Genomic DNA, 19,334 nt, shown 5'->3' with positions numbered 1-19,334 from the left:
TCGCCCCTACTGGCTCGGTTTCGGCTATCAGGGGTTCTGGGCCAGATGCCCTGGCGGCAGTACCCGCTTGGCTTGCAGGTAGGCCTTGGCCCAGTAACGGCTGGAGAGGTAGTCCAAGCGCACGGTCCCACCAGTCGAAGGCGCGTGCACGAAACGCCCCTCACCGACATAGATGCCGGCATGGCTGACCTGCGAGCCGCCACTGGTGGCGAAGAACACCAGGTCCCCGGACTGCAGCGCGTTGATGTCGACGTTTGGCGCGCGCATGACAATCATCTCGCGGGTCGAGCGCGGCAGGCTGACCCCCGCCGCATCACGGTAGACATAGCCGATCAACCCACTGCAATCAAATCCGGAATCCGGTGTATTGCCGCCCCAGCGGTAGGGCGTGCCCACCAGGCCGATGGCCCGGAACAATACATCCTCCGCCGCTGGCGACGAGGCCGACTGATTGAACACCACGGGAGGCTTGGCCATGGGCGCTGGACCCGGCGCACGGCTGGAACAGGCCGCGAGCAGGGCCAGGAAGGAAAGCAGTGCGAAGCGCGCCAACATCGCCATGATGTGAACGTCCTGTCAGAACCCTCCGGCCGTGACCGAAGGTAAAAAGAGTTGAGAATTTAGATTAGACGCTTTCTATAAATGCGCACGGCGGCGAGCTTTTCAGCTCCGCCGCCGTGCGAGAGTACAGCATTTTGATATCAAATCAATTGCGCGAGATCGTGGTCGGCGCCATGGCGAGCGCGCGCTTGGCCTCGATGAAGGTCTTGCTCCAGTAGCGATCGCCCAGGCTGTCGATACGCACGCCACCGCTGCGGCGGCTGCTGGAGTGGATGAACTGGTTGTCACCCAAGTAGATGCCGGCATGGCTCACACGGCCACGGCCGTTGGTGCTGAAGAACAGCAGGTCGCCTGGCTTGAGCTTGTTGCGAGCCACCTTGGGGGCGTCGACGTTGATCATCTCGCGGGTCGAGCGCGGCAGGTTCATACCCGCTTCCTCGCGGAAGAGATAGCCAATGAAACCGCTGCAATCAAAACCCGACTGCTCCGAAGTGCCGCCAAAGCGGTAGCGGGTGCCGATCAACGACATGCCGCGCTCGAGAATGCTGTCGGCCAGCACAGGCAACTGGTAGGGCTTGCCATTGCTGGAGAATGCGCCCATGTCTTCTTCGGTTGCCAGTTCTTCCTCACCGAATACGGAAGAAGCGGAGGCCTTCGAACTGATCGACTGGGCGGTGATGTGATGTTGATCCTGCTGCTGCGAAACCGGGCCTTGGGAGGCGCAACCGAACAACAGGGTCACAAGTGCAAGTGGCACGAGGGGTGCGAAGCGCTTTAGCATGGGCACGACCGTGTCTGTAATCCTTTAGAAGGGGGAAACTATGCCTTCTATCGGGACCATTTGCAAATTTTATCGAAAAACATGTGACTTTTCTGATTCGAAGCTGCAAGCCCCTGTTTGAAGGGCTTACCAGCCCAGGGTTTCCTTGAGGAACGGGATCGTCAGCTTGCGCTGGGCTTGCAGCGAAGCCTGGTCGAGGCGCTCGAGCAAGTCGAACAGGGCGCTCATGCTGCGCGTACCGCGGGTCAGGATGAAGTGGCCGACCTCGTCGGTCAGGTGCAGGCCGCGGCGCGAGGCGCGCAACTGCAAGGCGCGCAGTTTGTCTTCATCGGACATGCCGCGCATCTGGAAAATCAGCGCGAGGGTGAGCCGGGACTTGAGGTCCGCCAGCTTGATCGGCAGTTCGCGAGGCGAACTGGACGCGGCCAGCAGCAGGCGTCGACCGCTGTCACGCAAGCGGTTGAACAGGTGGAACATGGCCTCTTCCCAGTCCGCCTTGCCCGCGATCACATGCAGGTCGTCGATGCACACCAGTTCGTACTGCTCAAGATGGTCGAGCAGCTCGACGCCACGGTCGAGCAATTGCGCGAGCGGCAGATAGACAGCGGGCTCGCCCAACTGCTGGAAACGGTGGGTGGCGGCCTGCAGCAGGTGGGTACGACCAACGCCTTGCTTGCCCCACAGATAGATGAGGCTCTCGGTCCAGCCGGCGTCGGCTTCGCACAACCGCTCGACGTAGCCCAATGCCGCGGCATTGGCGCCCGGGTAGTAGTTGATGAAGGTGGCGTCATCGCGCAGACGCACACCCAGGGGCAACTGGATCGGTTTCATGCTCGCGGGCGGTCGCGGGGACCGCAGGGGGCCTTTGGTGAACAGTGTGCAAAGTCTATACCCGCAACGCGGGCGGCACAATCGGCGAGGGGAATAGCGCATGGAAAATCAAGAAGTTGCATGATTTCAACCCGCCTGGAGCCGCCCGCCAGCCCATCACTGGCAAGCCGGCTCCCATAGTTCGCACGCGGTGCGCTCCCCATCGGAGCCGGCTTACCGGCGAACAATCGCTAAAGGTCCGGGTCAATCTCCCCGGCATACATGTCCGACTCCTTGTACAGGTCATGCACATGCCGCAGCAGCACCATGATCACCGCCGCCACCGGCAGGGCCAACAGTACGCCAGTGAAGCCGAACAGCTCGCCACCGGCCAGGATGGCGAAGATCACCGCCACCGGGTGCAGGCCGATGCGATCCCCCACCAGCAGCGGCGTCAGTACCATGCCTTCGAGCGCCTGCCCGACCATGAACACCGCAACGATGCCCAGCATAGGGTACAGCTCGCCACCGAACTGGAATAATCCGGCCACCAGCGCCGCGCCAATTCCGATAATGAAGCCCATGTACGGCACGATCGCCGCCAGCCCTGCCAGCATGCCGATCAGCAGCCCAAGCTCCAGGCCCACCAGCATCAGGCCAGTGGAATAGATGACGCCCAGGGCGAGCATCACCAGCAGTTGGCCACGCACGAATGCCCCGAGCACTTCATGGCACTCTCCTGCCAGCCCCACCACCTGCGGCTCGCGCTGACGCGGCAGCAAACTGCGTAGCTTGGCCATCATCAGGTCCCAGTCACGCAGCAGATAGAAGCCCACCACCGGGATCAGCACCAGGTTGGCCAGCCAACCGATCAGCGCCAGGCTGGAGGCGGTGGCCTGGGACAGCAGCACACCGACGATATCGGTGGTCTGGCCCATGTGCTCGCCGATGGCGGCCTTGATCTTGTCGAACTTCCAGAAACCGTCGGCCAGGCCCAGCCGGCTCTGCGCCCAAGGCAAGGCCACGTGCTGCAGCCAGTCGAGCATCTGTGGCGCCAGTTCGTACAAACGCAGCAACTGCTTGGCCAACATGGGGATCAACACCAGCAACAGGGCCAGGAAAATCAGGGTGAACAGGCTGAACACCACCACCACGCCCCAGGTTCGCGACAGCCCTGCCCGCTCCAGGCGGTCGACCAGTGGATCCGCCAGGTAGGCGAGAAGAATGCCCACCAGGAACGGTGAAAGAATGTTGTGCAGCAAATACAGCAACACAGCGATCAGCAGGGCAGCGCCCAGCCAGATCCAGCGACGCAGTTCGATCATGCAGGTTACTCCTTACCAGCGAAAACGCAGGCCGTCGAACGGCCTGGGTGGCGTGGGCAACGCCACGCCAGGCTCAGGCTGAGACGCCGCTGCCGGCGTGGCAGGCACCTGCTCGGCAGGCAGCTCCTGCAACTTGGCCAGGCTCAACTGAGCGCGCAATTGATCACGATTGCCGGTGACGGCGTAGGTCAGGGTCGCGCCCTCGACCCTCAGCAGCCGCGCGCCGTAAGGCTCGAGCACGCGGGCAAGCTCGGCGTAGCGCTGCAGGTTCATGCCCTGCACCTGGACTTGCAGGTCACTGCTGGCCCCCGGACGGGTGACGTAGCGTGGCGCCAGTCGATTGCTCACCGCCAGCATCAGCGCGTCGGCCAGGGCGGCCTGGTCTGTGCCTTCGGCGCTGCCCTGTTCGCGTTGGTCGCCCAGCCACAGCTGCCATTTACCCTGCCACTTGCCATCGGCCTCATGGGCATGCACCGCCAGCAGGGCGTTGGCGCCGTAGCGCTCGGATGCTTCGCGCAAGGGCGCCGGGTCGTTACCCTCAAGCTGCTTGGCGTTGGCAACCAACTGCTCCTGCAGATCGGCCAACGGCAGGCGCAGCGGCAGGCCGCGGTGCTGCGCGGCCCGGCGCAGGGGGTCGGCGCTGCCCTGGCCGTCACCGACCAGGTTGCTGCCGTCGACATTGTCGTTCAACCACCAGACCAGAATCGACGGCCGATTATTGCCCCACAAGGCCAGGCCTGCCTGGCGCAAGGCGCGGTCGGTACTGCCCGGGTCGAACTCGACCAGCACCGATTCGGGCGGCCCGGCCTCGGTGCCGACCTGGTTGATGATCTGCCGAGGGTCCTTGCGCAAGGCAGCCAGCGCAGGGTTCTGAGGTGCCTTGGGGTCGCCGGTCAGGCGCAGCACCAGCGTGTCCAGAGCCTTGCTGGTGGCCTGGGCGCGGGCCTCGCCGCCCTGCCCTTCGAGCGGCTCACGCACCTGGTAAAGGCCGGAAACCGTATCGGCTTGCGCCGCGACAGCGACGAACGCCAGGCAACCTGTGGCGAGGTAGTTGAGAAGACGCATTGAGGATTCCTGTCCAGATAACCATGGGGCGACGCGCGCCGGCCGTTCGACTCTGACCGTGCCGGGCCGAAAAATGCTTCATGATCCCGGCCATTTCCACCCGCCGCCATGGGTATACCTTATACAGGCACTGGCGCGGCAACCAGTCGCACACCGTGAAACACTGTTTCTACCTACATTTTCCGGCCAGCCCGTCGGCCTGAGGATGGCCGCTGAGGGGCAACCCTGATAAAATCGCGCGCCTTCGCAGACCAGAGACGAACAGGCAGCCGCCGCACCTTGCAGCCGGCCTTGGCCGTCCCGGTCGTTTTCCACGAATCCCTCCCTCTTAAAGGCCTGGATCAATGAGCAAGCAACCCTCCCTGAGCTACAAGGACGCCGGTGTAGACATCGACGCCGGCGAAGCACTGGTCGAACGCATCAAGGGCGTCGCCAAGCGCACCGCACGCCCTGAAGTCCTGGGTGGCCTGGGCGGCTTCGGCGCCCTCTGCGAGATCCCGGCCGGCTACAAGCAGCCGGTGCTGGTCTCCGGCACCGACGGCGTCGGCACCAAACTGCGCCTGGCACTGAACCTGAACAAACACGACAGCATCGGCCAGGACCTGGTCGCCATGTGCGTCAACGACCTGGTGGTGTGCGGCGCAGAGCCGCTGTTCTTCCTCGACTACTACGCCACTGGCAAGCTCAACGTCGACGTGGCCGCCACTGTGGTCACCGGCATCGGCGCCGGTTGCGAACTGGCCGGTTGCTCGCTGGTCGGTGGTGAAACCGCTGAAATGCCAGGCATGTACGAAGGCGAGGATTACGACCTGGCCGGCTTCTGCGTCGGCGTGGTGGAAAAGGCCGACATCATCGACGGCTCGAAAGTGGTCACCGGCGACGCCCTGATCGCCCTGCCATCCTCCGGCCCGCACTCCAACGGCTACTCGCTGATCCGCAAGATTCTCGAAGTGTCCGGTACCGACATCGACAACACCCAGCTCGATGGCAAGCCGCTGGCCGACCTGCTGATGGCCCCGACCCGCATCTACGTCAAGCCCTTGCTGCAACTGATCAAGCAAACCGGCGCGGTCAAGGCCATGGCCCACATCACTGGCGGCGGCCTGCTGGACAACATCCCGCGCGTGCTGCCAAAAGGCGCCCAGGCCGTGGTCGACGTAGCCAGCTGGCAGCGCCCGGCGGTATTCGACTTCCTGCAGGAAAAGGGCAACGTCGACGAGCATGAAATGCACCGCGTGCTGAACTGCGGCGTGGGCATGGTCATCTGCGTGGCCCAGGACCAGGTCGAAAACGCCCTGAACGTGCTGCGCGCCGAAGGCGAGCAACCGTGGGTGATCGGCCGTATCGACGTGGCCGCCGAAGGCGCCGCACAGGTCGAGCTGCACAACCTCAAGGCACACTGATGCCGGGCAAGACCTGTAACGTGGTGGTGTTGCTGTCGGGCTCCGGCAGCAACCTGCAGGCGCTGATCGACAGTACCAGCGCCAGTGACAGCCCGGCCCGCATCCGCGCGGTGATCTCCAACCGCGCCGATGCCTACGGCCTCGAACGCGCCAAGGCCGCCGGCATCGACACGGCCGTGCTCGAACACACCGGCTTCGACGGCCGCGAGGCCTTCGACGCGGCGCTGATTGCGCTGATCGACGGTTTCGCTCCCGACCTGGTGGTGCTGGCCGGCTTCATGCGCATTCTCAGCGGCGGTTTCGTGCGTCACTATCAAGGCCGCCTGCTCAACATACATCCGTCATTGCTGCCGTTGTACAAAGGCCTGCACACTCACCAGCGCGCGCTGGAGGCTGGCGACCGGGAACATGGCTGCAGCGTGCACTTCGTCACCGAGGAACTCGATGGCGGGCCTCTGGTCGTACAGGCTGTGGTTCCAGTGGTTGCGGGCGACACGCCGCAGACACTGGCCCAGCGGGTACATGTGCAGGAACACCAGATCTACCCGCTGGCGGTACGCTGGTTCGCCGAAGGACGCTTGCGTCTGGGCGAACAGGGTGCATTACTGGATGGCCAGCCGCTGGCGGCCAGCGGTCACTTGATTCGAAATTAGGAGATTTTATGCGTCGCGCCCTGCTCTTGGCTCTCGCCGTGCTTGCCCTGCCGCTCCAGGCAGCTGACCTGAAGCCGTTCTCGGCCAGCTACACCGCCGACTGGAAGCAGTTGCCCATGAGCGGTACCGCCGAACGCAGCCTGGTCAAGAACGCCAACGGCACATGGGACCTGAACTTCAAGGCCTCCATGATGATCGCCAGCCTGACCGAGCGAAGCACCCTCAAGCTCGACAACGACACCTTGCTGCCGCAGAAGTACCACTTCGAGCGCGGAGGCCTGGGCAAAGCGAAGCAAGTCGACCTGAGCTTTGACTGGGACAGCAAGAAAGTCACCGGCAAGGACCGTGGCGATGCTATAAACCTGCCACTCAACCGCGGCGTGCTGGACAAGTCGTCGTATCAACTGGCCCTGCAGCACGATGTGGCGGCGGGCAAGAAGAGCATGACCTACCAGGTGGTCGACGGTGACGAGATCGACACCTACGACTTCCGCGTGCTGGGCACCGAGAAAGTGACCACCAAGACCGGCCAGGTCGAGGCGATCAAGGTCGAGCGCGTGCGCGACCCGAGCCAGAGCAAGCGCATCACCGAGCTGTGGTTCGCCAAGGACTGGGACTACCTGCTGGTGCAATTGCGCCAGGTCGAGACCGATGGCAAGGAATACGTGATCGTGCTGCAGGATGGCACGGTCGATGGCAAGGCGGTCAAGGGCAACTGATACCGTTGCCGGCAATACCCGAAACCCCGCCTAGTGCGGGGTTTCTTTTTTCCGGCCAACACCACCGCCTGCAGGAGCGGCTTCAGCCGCGATCACCCGCAAAGCAGGTGCCACCCACTGCAGCGCCTGCATCGCGGCTGAAGCCGCTCCTACAAGGTGCGCGCCAGCGTATTCATGCTTCATGAAACTTGTTTCATCGCCGTTTTATTTACTTAGCCTGCTAACAAATTCTATAAAGAAGGCCTGCGACAGCGTGTCGCAGCCAATCAAGCAGTGGAGTTTGACGATGACAGTCCAAGTAACCGAACGCGACGAATCGAAAATGTCCCACGAAGGCCAGGCCGCCGGCCTGCGGATCTGGGACGTGCATCAGCAAGGCCAACTGGTCGGCATGTTCCACGACGAGCAACAGGCTCACCAGTACCGCATGGAGCTGGAATACCTCGAGCGCCAACGCCCGGCGCAATGACCCGGCCTTTAACTAAAAAACCCCGCCAAGGCGGGGTTTTTCGTGCTTACCACATCAGATCATCAGGGATCTTGTAGGCCGCGTACGGGTCGTCCTCGTCCGCTTCCTCGACATGAGTGTTAAGCAGCAGGATGCGGTTAGGGTCGCGCTCCTGGATCTTCACCGCCGCCTCGCGCGGGATCACCTCGTAGCCACCGCCATGGGCGACGATCGCCAGCGCGCCATTGCTCAACTTGCTGCGCATCAGGGCGTTGACGGCGATGCGCTTGACCTTCTTGTCATCGACGAAGTTGTAGTAGTCCTCGGTGGTCAGCTTGGGCAGGCGGGTCGCTTCGATCAGTTGCTTGACCTGTGCGGCGCGGGCTTTCTGCTCGGCCTTTTCCTGGACCTGGCGGTTCAGTTCCTGATCCTTTTTAGCCTTCTCGGCCATGGCTTCCTTGGCCAAGCGCTGCTGGCTGTCGTCCACCTCGACCTGGCCTTTGTGCTCCAGGCGTTTCTGTTTTTTCTCAGCCTTGTTGGTCTGAGAAACCTGTTTCTGGTTGACCAGACCGGCTTTGAGCAATTGGTCGCGAAGGGAAAGGCTCATCGGGGTTCACTCACTTATGCATCAGCTCAGCCGCAGCTGGGCAGGTTCTTTTCCTGACGCTTGGCCTCGCCCCAGAGGGCGTCCAACTCGTCGAGGGTACGATCTTGGATGGACAGGCCCTGCTCACGCAATGCCTGTTCGATAAAACGAAAACGCCGCTCGAACTTTCGATTGGCCCGGCGCAGGGTGTTTTCCGGGTCGTGCTTGAGGTGCCGGGCGAGGTTGACGGTGGCGAACAGCAGGTCGCCCAGCTCATCTTCCAGGGCGTCGCTGTCGCCATCGGCCATGGCTTGCAGGACTTCATCGAGCTCCTCGCGCACCTTGTCCAGCACCGGCAGCGCCTCGGGCCAGTCGAAACCGACCGTGGCCGCGCGCTTCTGCAGCTTGGCGGCGCGGGACAGGGCCGGCAGCGCGGCGGGAACATCATCAAGCAGAGACAGCTGCTCGGGCTCGCTCTTTTCGGCGCGCTCCTCGGCCTTGATTTCCTCCCAGCGCGACTTGACCTGGGCCTCGCTCAGCGCGGGGGTATCCAAGGGCGCGTAGAGATCGCCCGTGGGGAAGACATGGGGGTGGCGACGGATCAGCTTGCGGGTGATCGCATCGACCACGCCAGTGAACTCGAAACGCCCCTCTTCCCGTGCCAGCTGGCTGTAGTAGACCACCTGGAACAGCAAGTCGCCCAGCTCACCCTGTAAATGCTCGAAGTCACCGCGCTCGATGGTGTCGGCGACTTCGTAGGCCTCTTCGAGGGTGTGCTGGACGATGCTGGCGTAGTCCTGCTTCAGGTCCCACGGGCAGCCGTGCTGCGGGTCGCGCAGGCGGGCCATGAGGTGCAGCAGGTCTTCAAGTGTGTAGGTCATTGTTGGGCAGGTCCTTCGGCAGAGGCTTCTTCGCAGGTAAACCCGTTCCTACAGGTAGCGCGCAATCCTGTAGGAGCGGGTTTACCCGCGAAGAGGCCACCTCGGTCTCAAGGGGTGCGGTTACGCCGCGTCTCGATGATGTTCGGCAACTGCGAGATCCGCCCGAGCAAGCGCCCAAGGGCATCCAGGCCAGGGATCTCGATGGTCAGCGACATCAGTGCGGTGTTGTCTTCCTTGTTCGAGCGGGTGTTGACCGCCAGCACGTTGATCTTTTCGTTGAGCAGCACCTGCGACACGTCGCGCAGTAGGCCCGGGCGGTCGTAGGCGCGGATGACGATGTCCACTGGATACGTTTGCACCGGGATCGGCCCCCAGCTGACCTGGATCATCCGCTCCGGCTCCTTGCCCGCCAGTTGCAACACCGAGGCGCAGTCCTGGCGGTGAATGCTCACGCCGCGACCCTGGGTGATATAACCGACGATGGCGTCGCCCGGCAGCGGCTGGCAGCAGCCGGCCATCTGCGTGAGCAAGTTGCCGACGCCCTGGATCTGGATATCGCTGCGCTTGCCGGCGCGGATACCCCGGGCCTGGCGCGGAATCAGCTCGACCGGCTCGATGCGCTCGGGCTCGAGCAACTGCTGGGCGGCATTGACCATGTGCGCCAGACGCAGGTCGCCCGCGCCCAGGGCGGCGAACATATCCTCGGCAGTCTTGACGTTGGCCTTCTCCGCCAGGCGCTCGAAGTCCACCTGGGGCAGGCCCAGGCGGCTCAGCTCGCGCTCGATCAGGGTCTTGCCGGCGGCGACGTTCTGGTCGCGGGCCTGCAGCTTGAACCAGTGAACGATCTTGGCCCGCGCCCGCGAGGTGGTGACATAGCCAAGGTTGGAGTTCAGCCAGTCACGGCTCGGGCTACCGTGCTTGCTGGTGATGATCTCCACTTGCTCGCCGGTTTGCAGGCTGTAGTTGAGCGGCACGATGCGCCCATTGATCTTGGCGCCACGGCAGTTGTGGCCGATCTCGGTGTGCACGCGGTAGGCGAAATCCAACGGCGTGGCACCTTTGGGCAGGTCGATGGCATGGCCGTCCGGGGTGAATACATAGACCCGGTCCGGTTCGATATCGACCCGCAGCTGTTCAGCCAACCCGCCAATATCGCCCAGCTCTTCATGCCACTCGAGCACCTGCCGCAACCAGGAGATCTTCTCCTCGTAGTGGTTGGAGCTGGGCTTGACGTCGGTGCCCTTGTAGCGCCAGTGGGCGCAGACGCCCAGCTCGGCTTCCTCGTGCATCGAGTGGGTGCGAATCTGCACCTCCAACACCTTGCCCTCGGGGCCGATCACTGCCGTGTGCAGCGAGCGGTAGCCATTCTCCTTGGGGTTGGCGATGTAGTCATCGAACTCCTTGGGGATGTGCCGCCAGAGGGTGTGCACGATGCCCAGCGCGGTGTAACAGTCACGCACCTCAGGTACCAGCACGCGCACTGCGCGCACGTCGTAGATCTGGCTGAACTCCAGGCCCTTGCGCTGCATCTTGCGCCAGATCGAATAGATGTGTTTCGCCCGGCCGCTGATGTCGGCATTGACGCCGGTGGCCAGCAACTCGTTCTGCAATTGGTTCATCACATCGCTGATGAAGCGCTCGCGGTCCAGCCGCCGTTCGTGCAGCAGCTTGGCGATCTGCTTGTACTGGTCGGGCTCGAGGTAGCGGAACGACAGGTCCTCGAGTTCCCACTTGATATGGCCAATACCCAGTCGGTGCGCCAGCGGCGCATAGATATCGAAGACTTCGCGAGCCACGCGCAGGCGCTTCTCGTCATCGGCGGCCTTCACCGCACGGATGGCACAGGTGCGTTCGGCGAGCTTGATCAGCGCCACGCGCACGTCGTCGACCATCGCCACCAGCATCTTGCGCAGGTTCTCGACCTGCGCCTGGGAGCCCAGCACCAGCGACTGGCGCGGGCTGAGGCTGGCGCTGATGGCAGCCATGCGCAGCACGCCGTCGATCAGTTTGGAGACGACCGGCCCGAAACGCTGGCCGACTTCGGCAAGGGTCACCTTGCCTTCACGCACCGAGCGGTAGATGACCGCGGCCACCAGCGAATCCTGGTCGAGCTTGAGGTCCGCGAGGATCTCGGCGATTTCCAGGCCCGCCTGGAAACTGGACGTCCCATCCGCCCAGGAATGCTTGGCCGGGTTGCCCTTTTTCTCGACCTCATGGGCGAATTCGCAAGCGTCCTTCAATGCCGCGCGATCGAGCTGCGAATCGACGCTCACCACATGATCGAGCCATGCTTCGAGATTGATACTGCCGTCGTTGTTGACCGGCTGGTGCACTCTCACCTGTACCATCTTTGCTTTACCTTCCCATACAGCGCACCACGCAGGTGCGCTGGCTTTCACCTGTGCCGCCTCCACTCCCTGGACGCGACACCAAGAGGGCCAGCCTGGCTAGCCCGCCTCGAATAACGCCATGGCCTCGACATGCGCCGTCTGAGGAAACATGTCGAGAATCCCGGCCCTTTTTAACCGGTACCCCTGCCCGACCAGCACCTGCGTGTCTCGCGCCAGCGTGGCCGGGTTGCACGATACATAGACCAGCCGCTTCGCGCCGAGCCGGGCGATGCCTTGCACCACCTCATAGGCCCCGTCACGCGGTGGATCCAAGAGTACCGCAGAAAAGCCTTCGGCGACCCATCCGGCGCCCGCCAAAGGCTGCGATAAATCGGCCTGAAAAAACCGTGCATTATGCACATTGTTGCCCTGGGCATTGGCTTCGGCACGCTCGACCATCGCCTGCACGCCTTCCACCGCCACCACTTCGCGCGCCTGCCGGGCCAGCGGCAGGGCGAAGTTGCCCAGGCCGCAGAACAGGTCCAGCACCCGCTCATGGGCCTGTGGCGCCAGCCAGGCCAGGGCCTGCTGGATCATCAGGGTGTTGACCTGGGCGTTGACCTGGACGAAGTCGCCCGGCCGCCAGGCCAGCTCCATGCCCCAGGGTTCCAGGGCAAAGCCCAGCCTCTGCGCAGCGTCCACGGGCGCCGGTTCGCCTTCGCCCTGCAACCAAAGCTGAGCGCCGGCTTCCCGGCAGAATGCCTCCAGGCGCGCCAGGTCTGCAGCCGGCAATGCTGCCACGTGCCGGACCAGTACCGCTTCAGCCGTGCCGCTGAACAACTCCACATGCCCCAGCGCCTGCGGCTTGCTCAAGCTGCGCAGCACGGTCGGCAGGTGGCGCATGATGGCCTGCAAGGGCTGTACCAGCACCGGGCAGTCGTCGATGGCGATGATGTCCTGGCTGGCCTCGGCGCGAAAACCCACATCGAGCTGGCGCTGCTTCACGTCCCAACGTACCGCCACCCGTGCTCGCCGCCGATAGCCGAACTCTGGCCCACACAGCGGCGCGGCCCATTCGTCCGGCTGCACGCCGGCGACGCGCTGCAACTGCTCGGCGAGCAGGCGCTGCTTGAGCGCCAGTTGGCCGTCATGGGGCAGGTGCTGGAGGTTGCAGCCACCGCAGCGCGCGTAGTGCCGGCACGGCGCCTCGCGCCGCTCGGGGCTGGCCTGGAACACCCGCTCCAACCGCGCCTCGACCACCTTGCCACGGGCGCCCAACACCCGCGCCTCGACCTCTTCGCCACCCAGCGCGCCACTGACGAACCAGGTGCGCCCCTCGATGAAGGCGATGCCGCGGCCGTCGCCAGACACGCGCTCGATCAACAGGCGCTGCTTCTTGCCTAGCGGAATTTGTGTGGCACGGTTGCCACCGGTCGGCTGGAAACGCAGACCACCGTTGCTTTTCTTTCTGGACATCAGGTCGGGTCGAACAGGCCGGTGGACAGGTAGCGATCGCCGCGGTCGCAGATGATGGCGACCATCACTGCATTCTCGACTTCACGGGACAGGCGCAGCATGGCCGCCACCGCACCGCCGGACGACACGCCGCAGAAAATGCCCTCTTCACGGGCCAGGCGGCGAGTGGTTTCCTCGGCTTCCTGCTGGGACATGTCCATCACGCGGTCGACGCGGGCTGCGTCGAAGATCTTCGGCAGATACTCATGGGGCCAGCGGCGAATCCCCGGAATGGCCGAACCTTCCATGGGTTGCAAGCCGACGATCTGCACCGCCGGATTTTGCTCCTTCAAGTACTGCGAGCAGCCCATGATGGTGCCGGTGGTACCCATGGAGCTGACGAAGTGGGTGATGGTGCCCTGGGTCTGTTGCCAGATTTCCGGGCCGGTGCTGTTGTAGTGGGCGATCGGGTTGTCGCCGTTGGCGAACTGGTCGAGGACCAGGCCGCGGCCTTCGGCCTGCATTTTCTCGGCGAGGTCGCGCGCGCCCTCCATGCCCTCTTCCTTGGTGACCAGGATCAGCTCGGCACCGTAGGCGGTCATCGCCGCCTTGCGTTCGGCGGTGGAGTTGTCAGGCATGATCAGGATCATCTGGTAGCCCTTGATCGCCGCCGCCATCGCCAGGGCAATGCCAGTGTTGCCGGACGTGGCTTCGATCAGCGTGTCGCCAGGTTTGATCTGGCCGCGCAGTTCGGCGCGGGTGATCATCGACAGCGCCGGGCGGTCCTTGACGGAGCCGGCCGGGTTGTTGCCTTCGAGCTTGAGCAGCAAGGTGTTGCTGGTGGCCCCGGCCATGCGCTGCAGGCGAACCAGAGGCGTGTGGCCGACGCAGTCGGCGATGGTTGGGTACTGCAGGGTCATGGGCGTTTTCGCAATCCGGACGGCAGGGGCAACTATCATACCGGCAAACCCTGCGCGGCCATATCACGCAATCGTCGGAAGATATAGCGAGACGCTATAAGCAGTAGCGTCAGCCTGACGAAGCTTCTGTAGGAGCGGCTTCAGCCGCGATCACCCGCAAAGCGGGTGCACGCTACGGCGCTGCTTGCATCGCGGCTTAAGCCGCCCCCACAGAAGGCTGCGCTGCGCGATCCATCACCGCCGATAGGCGCATGCAGACCCGCAACCCGCGCTCACCATTGACCGCCCACACCCTGCCGCCCTGGCGCTGGATCGCGCTGCGGGCGATGCTCAACCCCAGGCCGAAACCACCATCGCCGGGCCTGGAGCCATCAAGCCGGGTAAACGGCGCGAAAATGCGCTCCAGATCGTCTTCGGCCACGCCGCCACCTTCATCTTCCAAGTCGAGCCGCCAGTAACCACCTTCACGCCGCCCACTCAAGCGCACCACGCCACCCACTGGCGAATGGCGGATAGCATTGCGCAACATGTTCTCCAACGCCTGGGCCAGGTGATTGAGGTTGCCCTGCACCCAGCAATTGGCTGGCAACGCGCAACACAGCCGCTCCGGCGCCCAGCCGCTTTCGTAGCAGGCGTTCTCGCTGAGCATCTCCCACAACGCCTGGAGCTGGATCGGCTCCAGGTTCATCGGCGCCCGCTCGGCATCCTGCCAGGCCAGTTGCAGGGTGTCCTCGACCAGTTGCTGCATGCCATCCACTTCTCGGTGCAGACGCTCGCGAAGGCGTTGCAAGTCGGCTTCGCCGTCACAGGCCACGCGCAGGCGGCTGAGCGGGGTGCGCATTTCGTGGGAGAGGTCGCGCAGCAGTTGCTGTTGCAGCGCCACGGTCCCCTGCAGGCGCTCGGCCATCTGGTCGAAGGCCCGAGCCAGCTCGCCAAGCTCGTCCTGACGCTGGGTGGTACGGGGGTCGAGGCGCGCCGAAAGCTGGTCGGCGCGCCAGGCGTTGGCCTGCTCGCGCAGTTGGTTGAGCGGTACGATCAGCATGCGGTAGAGGCCCACACACAGCAGCAAGGTGAAAAGCCCGGGAATGATGCCGTTGGTGATCACCCGCCAGAACAGACGGTACTGCCCCGGGCTGAAGCGCTCGGGTAATTCGATCACCAGCATCCCTTGCTCCGGCGCCTGCGGGAAAGGCAGGCGCAGCCAAGGCTGGCCGAGGGTGCGACGGCTCATGGGCCAATCAACCCCTCGCAGACGGGTCAGGTGCTGCACCTCGCTCCCCGTCAGCGCCGCACTGCCCAGCGGCTGGAGGTCGCCATCAAGCACGCCTACCCAGGTGGATTCACGCTGGCGCATGCCCGCCAGCCAACGGTCCACGCCCTCGCGACCACGTGCGCGCCAGGCCTGCTCGGCCTCGCCGGCATAGCCGCGCAACACCTGCCGAGCGGGTTCGGAGAGAAAGGCATTCCGGGTTTCCATGTGCCGGCCCCAGGTGTAGCTCAGGCCGATCATCAACAGGCAGAAACCCACCAGCAGGATGGCCAGCCTCCAGAACAGCGAATGGCGGTCGAGCACGCTTCAGTCCGCCTCGCCCGTGCCGAATACATAGCCTTTGCCCCACACCGTACGAATCTGCCGCTCGTGATAACCGATGGCTTTGAGCTTGCGACGGATCTGGCTGACATGCATGTCCAGGCTGCGGTCATGGCGCGAATAGCCGCGCTGCAGGACCTGTTGATAGAGGAAGGGCTTGCTCAGCACTTCGTCCTGGCTGCGGTGGAGCAGGTCGAGCAGGCGGAACTCACTGGGCGTCAACCCCGCCGAGGCGCCGGCCAGGCTGACGTCGGTGAGTTGCTCGTCGAAATGCAGTGTGTCGCTACTCCACTCGCGCGGCGCGTGGTGACGGCGCTCGATGGCCACCCGCCGCAGGATCGCCTCGATACGCACACGCAGCTCGGTAAAGCTGAAAGGCTTGGGCAGGTAATCATCGGCGCCACGCTGGAAACCGCAGATGCGGTCCGCCTCCGCGCCCAGCGCCGACATCAGGATGACCGGCGTGGCGCTGTGCCGGCGCAGGCGGGCGAGCGCATCGAGGCCGTTAAGCCCCGGCAACAGAATATCCATCAGCACCAGGTCGAACACCTGTTGCCCCGCCGCCTCTAGCCCTTCGAGGCCATTACGGCACCAGGTCACCTGGAAACCGCCACGTTGCAGCTCCTCGTGCAGGTAGGCACCGAGCACAGGGTCGTCTTCGATGGCGAGGATACTGGTCGCATGAATAGCTACGGGATTCATTGGCAACTGTCATAAATTCTCAGTTGCGCGATTATTGAGCATGCCGCCCGGCCAAGGCAACCGTGCCACGACCAGCGCAGCCGACCTCTGCTGTAGGCGCATGCTTGCTGACGATGCAAGGCATAGCCTTTGAATACGCAGGGAATGGGTTCGCCAGCCAGCTGGCGCCTACGCAAACGGCGAGTGCCGCCGAAAACAAAAACACAGACAAATAAGTGCATTGCCATCAAGCCCGGAGTAACGTTCCCCGCTGAAGCGCAATCGCGCATTTAGGCACATGACAGGAGATAGGTGTGCTCGACCGTTTGGGAATCCGCAGCCGCGTGCTGTTGCTCGCCCTGCTGCCCGCCAGCTTGATGGCCCTGGTGCTGGGCAGCTATTTCACCTGGCTGCAGCAGAATGAATTGCGCACGCAGCTGCTGCAACGCGGCAAGATGATCGCCGAACAGCTGGCGCCACTGGCGGCACCGGCCCTGGCCCGCCAGGCGCCCGCGCAACTGGAGCGCATCGCCGCCCAGGCACTGGAACAGACCGATGTGCGCGCCGTGGCTTTCCTGGCCGCCGACCGGACGCGCCTGGCCCATGCCGGCCCGAGCATGCTCAACCAGCCCCCCAGCGGCGGCACCGGTACGCAGCTGCTGCAACGCACGGGCAACGATGCCACCCGCTACCTGATGCCGGTATTCGGCCACCACCGCGACCTGGCCACCGACGCCATCCCCGCCGAAGCCGAGCGCCTGCTGGGCTGGGTCGAGATCGAGCTGTCCCACGACGGCACCTTGCTGCGCGGCTACCGCAACCTGTTCACCAGCCTGCTGCTGATCATCGTCTGCCTGAGCCTGACGGCGCTGCTCGCCGTGCGCATGAGCCGCACCATCAACGGCCCGATCAACCGCATCAAGCACACGGTCAACCAGCTCAAGGACGGCCACCTCGAAGAACGCCTGCCCGCCATGGGTAGCCATGAGCTCGACGAACTGGCCGCCGGCATCAACCGCATGGCCGAAACCCTGCACAGCGCCCATGAAGAGTTGCAGCACAGCATCGACCAGGCCACCGAGGACGTGCGCCAGAACCTGGAGACCATCGAAATCCAGAACATCGAGCTGGACATGGCGCGCAAGGAAGCCCTGGAGGCCAGCCGCATCAAGTCCGAGTTCCTGGCCAACATGAGCCATGAGATCCGCACGCCGTTGAACGGCATCCTCGGCTTCACCCACCTGCTGCAGAAGAGCGAGCTCACCCCTCGCCAGCTTGACTACCTCGGCACCATCGAAAAATCCGCCGACAACCTGCTGGGGATCATCAACGAGATCCTCGACTTCTCCAAGATCGAGGCCGGCAAGCTGGTGCTCGACAGCATCCCGTTCAACCTGCGCGACCTGATCCAGGACACCCTGACCATCCTCGCCCCGGCCGCCCACGCCAAACAGCTGGAACTGCTCAGCCTGGTGTACCGCGACACCCCGCTGTCGCTGGTCGGCGACCCGCTGCGGCTCAAGCAGATCCTCACCAACCTGGTGAGCAACGCCATCAAGTTCACCCGCGAAGGCACCATCGTCGTGCGCGCCATGCTCGAGGACGACCAGGAAGACACCGTGCAACTGCGCATCAGCGTGCAGGACACCGGCATCGGCCTCTCGCCCCAGGATGTGCGCACCCTGTTCCAGGCCTTCAGCCAGGCCGACAACTCGCTGTCGCGCCAACCGGGCGGCACTGGCCTGGGGCTGGTGATCTCCAAGCGCCTGATCGAGCAGATGGGCGGTGAGATCGGGGTCGACAGCACCCCCGGCGAAGGCTCGCAATTCTGGATCAGCCTCAACCTGCCACGGGCGCATGACGACGCCGAAGAGCAACCTGTGCAGGTGCTGGTGGGGCGCCGGGTGGCGATCGTCGATGGCCATGACCTGGCCCGCCAGGCCCTGGAGCACCAACTCGAGGATTGTGGCCTGGCGGTCAGCCTGTTCGCCTCCTACGACCAGATGCTGCAGGGCGTGCAGGCTGCCGCGCAGGCCGGCCAGCCATTCGAGTTCGCCGTGCTCGGCGCCAACCTGGGCAACCTGGCGCCGGAACAGCTCGGCCAGTATCACCAGCAGCTCGAGCGCCTGGGTTGCCAGTGCGTGGTGCTCTGCCCCACCACCGAACAGCCGCTCTACCACCCCTACCTGCCCAACGCCCACGGCCAGTTGCTGGCCAAGCCGACCTGCACCCGCAAGCTGCGCAGGCTGTTGGTCGAGCTGATCCAACCGCGCCGTCCCGCCAGCGAACAACGCCCCGGCAATGGCCAGCGCGTACCGAAGATCCTCTGCGTCGACGACAACCCCGCCAACCTGCTGCTGGTGCAGACCTTGCTCGAAGGCATGGGCGCCGAGGTGCTGGCGGTGGACAACGGCTATGCCGCGGTACAAGCGGTGCAGGACGAGCCCTTCGACCTGGTGCTGATGGACGTGCAGATGCCCGGCATGGATGGCCGCGCCTGCACCGAGCAGATCCGCCAATGGGAAAGCAGCCAGCGCGGCCAGCCACTGCCGATCGTCGCGCTCACCGCCCACGCCATGGCCAATGAAAAGCGCGCCCTGCTGCACAGCGGGATGGACGACTACCTGACCAAGCCGATCAGCGAGCGGCAGCTGGCCCAAGTGGTGATGAAGTGGACGGGCCTGAGCCTGGGCGCGCCACCACCGGAACGCACCAGCGAGCGCCCAGCCGACAGTACGGAACTGAAGGTCCTCGACCCGGAGGAAGGCCTGCGCCTGGCCGCCGGCAAACCGGACCTGGCGGCGGACATGCTGGCCATGCTGCTGGCGTCACTGGAGTCGGACCGCGACGCTATCCGCGCGGCCCGTGAGGCGGCCGACCGCACCGCGATGATCGAGCGCGTGCATCGCCTCAACGGCGCCTCGCGTTATTGCGGCGTGCCACAGCTGCGCGCGGCCTGCCAACGTAGCGAGACCCTGCTCAAGCAGGACAGCCCCCAAGCGCAAGTAGCGCTGGACGAACTGGACCGAGCCATCGACCGGCTTGCGGAACACGCGCGCCAAAGCGCCTGATATTCGCCGGCAAGCCGGCTCCTGCACCTCAAATCATGTAGGAGCCGGCTTGCC

The 19,334-nt window shown here is 64.3% G+C and carries 17 protein-coding genes; 5 read left to right on the top strand and 12 right to left on the bottom strand.

What is annotated here, in order from left to right; genetic code table 11:
• Positions 1 to 27: 27 nt before the first annotated feature.
• The 5 genes from IM733_RS00295 to IM733_RS00275 all read right to left on the bottom strand — a co-directional run bounded on the left by IM733_RS00295 (position 28) and on the right by IM733_RS00275 (position 4,542).
• Entirely contained in the window at positions 28 to 561 is a 534-nt protein-coding gene (locus IM733_RS00295; RefSeq protein ID WP_248919043.1) for a C40 family peptidase, read from the bottom strand.
• Positions 562 to 706: 145 nt separating this feature from the next.
• A complete protein-coding gene (locus IM733_RS00290) occupies positions 707 to 1,342 on the bottom strand; it encodes a C40 family peptidase (RefSeq protein WP_248919042.1) in 636 nt (211 codons plus the stop codon).
• A gap of 126 nt (positions 1,343 to 1,468) precedes the next feature.
• Entirely contained in the window at positions 1,469 to 2,173 is a 705-nt protein-coding gene (gene hda, locus IM733_RS00285) for a DnaA regulatory inactivator Hda (RefSeq protein WP_133331767.1), read from the bottom strand.
• A gap of 230 nt (positions 2,174 to 2,403) precedes the next feature.
• Complete coding sequence (locus tag IM733_RS00280) at positions 2,404 to 3,477, bottom strand: AI-2E family transporter (RefSeq protein ID WP_248919041.1); 1,074 nt, start codon at positions 3,475 to 3,477, stop codon at positions 2,404 to 2,406.
• A gap of 12 nt (positions 3,478 to 3,489) precedes the next feature.
• On the bottom strand, positions 3,490 to 4,542 hold the full coding sequence (locus IM733_RS00275) for a DUF2066 domain-containing protein (RefSeq protein WP_248919040.1): 1,053 nt from the start codon (positions 4,540 to 4,542) through the stop codon (positions 3,490 to 3,492).
• 344 nt (positions 4,543 to 4,886) lie between these two features.
• Between IM733_RS00275 and purM the strand changes: the two genes are divergently transcribed.
• The 4 genes from purM (at position 4,887) to IM733_RS00255 (ending at position 7,786) form a co-directional block, all read left to right on the top strand.
• Complete coding sequence (purM, locus tag IM733_RS00270) at positions 4,887 to 5,945, top strand: phosphoribosylformylglycinamidine cyclo-ligase (RefSeq protein WP_248919039.1); 1,059 nt, start codon at positions 4,887 to 4,889, stop codon at positions 5,943 to 5,945.
• Positions 5,945 to 6,598, top strand: coding sequence for a phosphoribosylglycinamide formyltransferase (gene purN / locus IM733_RS00265; RefSeq protein ID WP_248919038.1), 654 nt, complete (start codon positions 5,945 to 5,947; stop codon positions 6,596 to 6,598). Before purM ends, purN begins: the two co-directional genes overlap by 1 nt.
• An 8-nt stretch (positions 6,599 to 6,606) precedes the next feature.
• On the top strand, positions 6,607 to 7,317 hold the full coding sequence (locus tag IM733_RS00260; protein ID WP_248919037.1) for a DUF3108 domain-containing protein: 711 nt from the start codon (positions 6,607 to 6,609) through the stop codon (positions 7,315 to 7,317).
• A gap of 286 nt (positions 7,318 to 7,603) precedes the next feature.
• Positions 7,604 to 7,786 carry a hypothetical protein gene (locus IM733_RS00255; protein WP_028690913.1) on the top strand — a complete coding sequence of 61 codons (183 nt, stop codon included), beginning with the start codon at positions 7,604 to 7,606 and terminating at the stop codon, positions 7,784 to 7,786.
• Positions 7,787 to 7,832: 46 nt separating this feature from the next.
• Here the strand turns inward: IM733_RS00255 and IM733_RS00250 are convergent, their stop codons facing one another.
• The 7 genes from IM733_RS00250 to IM733_RS00220 all read right to left on the bottom strand — a co-directional run bounded on the left by IM733_RS00250 (position 7,833) and on the right by IM733_RS00220 (position 16,230).
• A complete protein-coding gene (locus tag IM733_RS00250) occupies positions 7,833 to 8,372 on the bottom strand; it encodes a DUF2058 domain-containing protein (protein ID WP_011532659.1) in 540 nt (179 codons plus the stop codon).
• 26 nt (positions 8,373 to 8,398) lie between these two features.
• On the bottom strand, positions 8,399 to 9,232 hold the full coding sequence (gene mazG, locus IM733_RS00245) for a nucleoside triphosphate pyrophosphohydrolase (protein ID WP_248919036.1): 834 nt from the start codon (positions 9,230 to 9,232) through the stop codon (positions 8,399 to 8,401).
• A gap of 107 nt (positions 9,233 to 9,339) precedes the next feature.
• Positions 9,340 to 11,580 carry a GTP diphosphokinase gene (gene relA, locus IM733_RS00240; RefSeq protein WP_248919035.1) on the bottom strand — a complete coding sequence of 747 codons (2,241 nt, stop codon included), beginning with the start codon at positions 11,578 to 11,580 and terminating at the stop codon, positions 9,340 to 9,342.
• A 99-nt stretch (positions 11,581 to 11,679) separates the two neighbouring features.
• The gene (gene rlmD / locus IM733_RS00235) at positions 11,680 to 13,038 is read right to left on the bottom strand and encodes a 23S rRNA (uracil(1939)-C(5))-methyltransferase RlmD (protein WP_248919034.1); all 1,359 of its coding nucleotides are present in this window, start codon (positions 13,036 to 13,038) and stop codon (positions 11,680 to 11,682) included.
• Complete coding sequence (gene cysM / locus IM733_RS00230) at positions 13,038 to 13,937, bottom strand: cysteine synthase CysM (RefSeq protein WP_011532655.1); 900 nt, start codon at positions 13,935 to 13,937, stop codon at positions 13,038 to 13,040. Before cysM ends, rlmD begins: the two co-directional genes overlap by 1 nt.
• Positions 13,938 to 14,133: 196 nt before the next feature.
• The gene (locus tag IM733_RS00225; RefSeq protein WP_248919033.1) at positions 14,134 to 15,510 is read right to left on the bottom strand and encodes a sensor histidine kinase; all 1,377 of its coding nucleotides are present in this window, start codon (positions 15,508 to 15,510) and stop codon (positions 14,134 to 14,136) included.
• A gap of 3 nt (positions 15,511 to 15,513) precedes the next feature.
• A complete protein-coding gene (locus IM733_RS00220) occupies positions 15,514 to 16,230 on the bottom strand; it encodes a response regulator transcription factor (RefSeq protein ID WP_248919032.1) in 717 nt (238 codons plus the stop codon).
• Positions 16,231 to 16,523: 293 nt separating this feature from the next.
• On the opposite strand from IM733_RS00220, the gene IM733_RS00215 reads away from it, so the two are divergent.
• Positions 16,524 to 19,280, top strand: coding sequence for a response regulator (locus tag IM733_RS00215; protein WP_248919031.1), 2,757 nt, complete (start codon positions 16,524 to 16,526; stop codon positions 19,278 to 19,280).
• Positions 19,281 to 19,334 lie beyond the last annotated feature (54 nt).

It is taken from the genome of Pseudomonas entomophila (assembly GCF_023277925.1).
Classification (GTDB): Bacteria; Pseudomonadota; Gammaproteobacteria; order Pseudomonadales; family Pseudomonadaceae; genus Aquipseudomonas; species Aquipseudomonas entomophila_D.
The sequence above is the reverse complement of the archived record's forward strand: the minus strand, read 5'-3'. Positions and strand labels throughout refer to the sequence as shown.